Here is a 5,014-nt window from a genome sequence, read left to right on the forward strand (position 1 = left end):
CTTCAGCTGATCCAGCTGCCAACAGGTACGCGGACCGATATTGTCCTTCGTCAGCAGCGTGAGCGGCGTGTAGTAGGAGGTCTTGCCCTCCCCGGCCTTGGCCGGCGATAGCAGCGACTGCACGATCTGCTGGTTGATCGCGTTGCCCTGGAGTGGGACATCGTAGCTGACGATCAGGTCGAGCAGGCCCTTTTTGATGTTGTCGCAACCGATCTGGTTGCCGCCGCCGGAGGTGACGACATAGACGTCGTCGGCCTTTCCGGCCGCCTGGATCGCGGCGCCGGCGCCGACATCCTGGTTGTCCCAGTTTCCGACGACGCCACAAAGGTCGGGATGCTGCTGCAACACCGTCTCCATGATCGCGCGTGCTTTCGCGGGGTCGTACTGCGCGGCCTGTTCGGAAACGATCTTAATCGACGGATCCTTGGCGAAGGTTTGCTTATAGGCATAAAGCTCATAAAGGTCGGAGGCAGCGGTAGGCTGGCCACGGATGATGGCGATCTTGCCCGACTTGCCTGAACCGGCCCCGCACTGTTTCACCAACGCATCTGCCTCGATGTAGCCCACCCGCGACCAGTCGGCGCCGACATAGGCGTCGGTCGGAACAACGGATTCGAGATTGAGCTGGACCACCTTGATGCCGGCATCCATGGCACGCTTCAACAAGCGTGCGTAGGATTGCACATCGGGATTGTGCGCGATGATGAGGTCCGGTTTCTCGGCGATCAGCGCGGTCAGGGCCCGCGTACCCGCATCCGTGCTCCAGTTCGGATCGCGGATTTCAAGCGTATAGCCGAGATCGGCCGCCTGCTTGCGCATGATCGCGGCCCATCCCTCCGTGAGGTCGAAACCCATCGCCRGGGGGATGAAGACAACGCGCTTTCCCTTCAGCCCGTCGTAGAATGGATTGCGCGACGGGTTATCCAACCCGTCATCGGCATGCGTGGTGCCCACCAGCCCGAGGGCCATCAGCCCTGCGGCCAGAATCGTGCGAATTTTCATGGTTTCCTCCCGTTTAAAACAAGATATCGTTCAGATGTCCCCTTGGCTTTGTTGCGAGGTCTGCTCGTCCCTGGGGTTGATTAAGCTGTCCACCATGATCGCCAGCAATAGGATCAAGCTCTTGATCAGGTTTTGTGTGGTGTAGGTGATGTCGAGAATGGTCATGCCGTTGAGCAACACGCCGACCAGCAGCGTTCCCACCAGCACGTTGCGCACACCGCCACGACCGCCGCTCAGGCTTATACCGCCCAGCACCACGACGAGCAGTACATCGTAGATCATGGTGGAGTTGTAGACACGCGTGCTCATGCCGGACACAGCCGCCGCCATGACGATGCCAGCAAGGAAGGCGATCAGCGAACTCACGACATATTGCACCACGATCAGCGGCCGCAGCGGCAAACCAGTGATGCGGGCCGCCTGCGGATTGTCCCCTGCCGCATAGACGAACCGGCCGAATCGGGTGCGCAGCAGCAGCAAGGCAATCAGCGCGGCAAGTACGGCGAAAGCGGCGATCGGCATCGGCAGGCCGAACAACAAACCACGTCCGAGAAAGTCGAACCATTCGACGCCGGTCGGGGAGTTCTGCACGTCGATCTCAAACAGGAAGGCGCGTCCTGATCCGTAGATCACCAGCCCCATGGCCAGGGTCGTGAAGATCGCCGGGATGTCCGCATAGGCAATCAGGATGCCGCTCGCCAGACCGATGGCAATGGCGAGCAGGAAGCCGTAGGCAACGGCGGTATCGAACGGCGTGCCGGACTGCGCCAGGGACAGAACCCAAGACAGGGAGACCACCATCGTGGCGACCATTGCGAGGTCTATTCCCCGGCCGATCACCACCAGCCCCATGCCGAGCCCGAGGATGCCCAGGATCGAGACGCTGCGCACCAGCGCTATGAGGTTACMGGCGGTCAGGAAATTGTTGAGTGAGACCGCGAAGACGGCGAACATCGCAACGGCCAGTGCGAACACCACGCCCTCTTGCGACAATCGCACCTTCCCCATTCCGGACCTCCCAGACCGGCCGATGCCGATCCGCGGATGCGAACCTGTGCGATCGGCATCAAGCTGGAACAACATCCCTTTTTTGGAGGAGCCGAGACAGACCCGTCGATGGAATATCAGTTATGCTGGCCCGCCGCTCTATCGCGTCCGCGGCCCAAGCGGTGCCAATCCCGTGTGGTTGGTCCGCAGCCCAGCCGCCGTCGATGATCATCGCGTCCCCGATCATCGAGGAAGAACACACCTAGGTTGCCTGATGGAACTATTTGGCCATGCACTGCATTGGTGGTCGGTTTCAACGGAGGGTTTGCCATGTCCATCATCGACAGCATCACTGGAATTTTCTCCTCGAAGGACAAGCCCAAGAAGGCCACCGTCAAGAGGGCGGCGTCTGCCAAGGCTGCTCCTGAGAAAGCCGCTGCGAAAAAGGCGGCTCCGGCTAAGTCGACAACGACCAAGAGTACCGGTGCCGCACCAGCGATGGCAGCCCATTCCAAGGACGCCGCGAGCATTGGCAAGTCTGGCCAGCCTAAGGCTGCCAGCTCAAAGAAATCGACTCGCTGAACCAAGAGGGGAAATCCCGCTTCGGCGGGGTTTTTGTGGCCTAAACCATAGCCATATGTGCAAGCCATTATCGACGGTCGTCCTACAGGACACTGGATCCCAAGTCGCTGCGTCCTTCTCGCGGAGAGCGTTGCCGAGGCACCTTGTTTGGCTCACCGCGCACGTTCCTGGCAAAAGGCTACGTCGATCGTAGCATCAGGGAACGGAGTGGCCCGCGGCGCGTCGAACTGTCCTCGAAGGCCGCAGAGGTGACACTGCTTTCCAACCGACCAACAGTCAGGGCCTTGCGGACGCGCCTACTGGTGTGGCCGGGTCTCAGGATGTTTTCCTGTGTGAAGGCTGACAGTAGGGATTGCCGATTGCACGAGCGGGTCCATAGTGACGGTGGATGGGGGCGCAGTATGTTGATCTCGTTTTACTCGAGCAATCGTTGGCCGATACCGGTGGTTTGAATCGCCCGTTCTCTGATCGCGTGACCGACATTGCGCAGAAGACGGCTGGCTCCGTGCTGTTCGATGTTCGCGTCTACGACAATCCTGGCATTCAACGGATCGCGGCAATCGGCTACGGGGTGGACGGCATCGTCGCGATCGTTATGGCCAGAGATGGAGGACTTGCTTCAGTGCCAGTCGCTGAGGGCAGCTGCGTTCTGATCGCGGAACTTACCGCCTGGTACGCGCTGCCCATGGCCGAACAGATAAACACCAGTTACCTCGAGGCGGGGACCAAGCTGCTTGCCGAGATCGCCAAGGCTGGCCGCGTCTAGGGAACGATGGTCCCGTCCAGTCCAGCCATGACTGCGGACCCGGCACACACAATCGTGTTGGGGTGGCGGGCCGTATCGTTCCGCTAAGCCAAACATTTCACTCGATCGCGACGGCTGCTGCGCAGACTGGCTCTGTCACCGACATAGCCCTGAGCCGCGCTTTCAAGGCTGCGACAGGTGTGGCGGCTGGACAATGGCGGCGCGAGCGGCGCGCTGCCCACCGGATTGATCCGCGCCCGGCCAATTCAGAGGCGCCGGGCTCAGGTCGCATCTGAACGCCTCTGAAGGCGTGATCGCTATCTGCTAGTCATCCTTTTTGCGCCAGCCGTAGTGCAGTTTGTCTCGGAGACGCACACAAATGGCAGTGATGGTGTCAACCACCGTGCTGCGCCCATTGTCGGCAAGACGATGGTGATTTGGCTGAACGGCTCGGTAAAAAGGCGGTGTCCCTTTCCAGCCAATCTTGGTTTTGATACAATTTCCAAGCGGCAATCATGGCTGACTAATTGCAGACGTTGCCCTTGGCAAAAGGGCTGAATTGAGATCAAGATAGACGGTTGAAATCGGCATTTTGGGGAGGAAGTGTCATGCCTAAGGTTTCGGATTTTTTCTTTAAGACAGCGATTTTGTGGCTTATTTTGGGGATTGCGGCTGGGCTCCAAATGGCGATCTCAGGCGACCACGGTGCCTTTCCGGCACATGCCCACATCAATCTTCTCGGATGGGTCACAAGCGCAATCTTCGGCGGCTACTACGCCCTTAACCCGGCAAAGGCAGCGCGGAAAATCGCGATGATCCATTACGGCCTATATAATGTCGGATTGGTTGTGATGCTGCCGGCACTATATCTGATGCTGCAAGGCAATACTGCCCTTGAGCCGATCGTCGCTGTCGGTTCGCTAATTGTCGCTGCAGCCGTGTTGATGTTTGCGGTCGTTGTTTTCTCAAGCGCAAGCGCGCGTTTTGGATCTGAGTTAGCATCTGCCACGCGCTGAAGCGCCCAAGGATAGAGAGGCCGCCACTGGAGGTGGCTGGCCCGTGATAGGCATGTCGATGAAAGGCCCCGCGTCTTCTATCGCCTATCTTCTGAGACCAAAAAAGCTCAAGACAGCAAGGACGACAACGACGAGTCCAACGATGTAGATAATGCTGTTCATGGGTCCATCTCCTCAGAATTTGCAGACTAAGCACATTACTGCTTGCGAGGAATTGCGCCGGAAGAATTTCCGGTAACCCTCGCGTTGTAATGAACACTTAGAGCCTCCTAATGTTCCATCAGGATGATCGGTAGGATGGCAGCAAACCCACGTGACGCTTCTCTATGTTCACCCGGCCTATCTAAAGCGGACGGCGTATAAACCGCATTTCCTGCGCGCGTCCGCTACAATGGACGATTGTCGCGCGCGGGACGGAGGAAATTCCCGTCCTGTCCCCGGTGGCGCTGGGCTCGATGCGGATGTAGTGTATGCCGTCAGCGGAGCCGTTCGTTAACCGGCCCACTCTGTGCGCCACTTCCCATCTATACCTTGCACAAGCACCTCGGCTTCGTAGCCGTGGGACGCGGCGCCGCTTGGAGCCTTGATAGCGGCCAGCAATGCATCACCGTTGGAGTCGTAAGGGTAATCCTTGCCGTCATACCGGACCTTCCAGCCCTCATCTTCTTTGAAGACGTAATAC

General features: G+C 58.9%; 6 protein-coding genes. 3 read left to right on the forward strand and 3 right to left on the reverse strand.

From position 1 onward, the window contains the following. On the reverse strand, nucleotides 1-1,002 hold a 1,002-nt coding region (locus AC1DX0_RS30985), incomplete at its 3' end, for a sugar ABC transporter substrate-binding protein (protein WP_477358248.1). 30 nt (nucleotides 1,003-1,032) lie between these two features. Further along, nucleotides 1,033-2,010, reverse strand: a complete 978-nt coding sequence (locus tag AC1DX0_RS30990; protein WP_477358252.1) for an ABC transporter permease — start codon at nucleotides 2,008-2,010, stop codon at nucleotides 1,033-1,035. 309 nt (nucleotides 2,011-2,319) lie between these two features. On the opposite strand from AC1DX0_RS30990, the gene AC1DX0_RS30995 reads away from it, so the two are divergent. From AC1DX0_RS30995 to AC1DX0_RS31005, 3 genes are all read left to right on the forward strand, one after another. Then, nucleotides 2,320-2,571, forward strand: coding sequence for a hypothetical protein (locus AC1DX0_RS30995; RefSeq protein ID WP_477222634.1), 252 nt, complete (start codon nucleotides 2,320-2,322; stop codon nucleotides 2,569-2,571). Between the two features lie 430 nt (nucleotides 2,572-3,001). Continuing rightward, entirely contained in the window at nucleotides 3,002-3,337 is a 336-nt protein-coding gene (locus AC1DX0_RS31000) for a hypothetical protein (protein ID WP_477222635.1), read from the forward strand. A 587-nt stretch (nucleotides 3,338-3,924) separates the two neighbouring features. Continuing rightward, the gene (locus AC1DX0_RS31005) at nucleotides 3,925-4,332 is read left to right on the forward strand and encodes a hypothetical protein (protein WP_477222636.1); all 408 of its coding nucleotides are present in this window, start codon (nucleotides 3,925-3,927) and stop codon (nucleotides 4,330-4,332) included. A gap of 492 nt (nucleotides 4,333-4,824) precedes the next feature. On the opposite strand, the gene AC1DX0_RS31010 is transcribed toward AC1DX0_RS31005, so the two are convergent. Beyond that, on the reverse strand, nucleotides 4,825-5,014 hold a 190-nt coding region (locus tag AC1DX0_RS31010; RefSeq protein WP_477358250.1), incomplete at its 5' end, for a hypothetical protein.

It is taken from the genome of Mesorhizobium sp. P3_A9, assembly GCF_056402975.1.

What these genes read in the sequence shown, in the direction of transcription:
- AC1DX0_RS30995 (WP_477222634.1), top strand. Translation starts at nt 2,320, where the DNA reads ATGTCCATCATCGACAGCATCACTGGAATTTTCTCCTCGAAGGACAAG.
- AC1DX0_RS31005 (WP_477222636.1), top strand. Translation starts at nt 3,925, where the DNA reads ATGCCTAAGGTTTCGGATTTTTTCTTTAAGACAGCGATTTTGTGGCTT.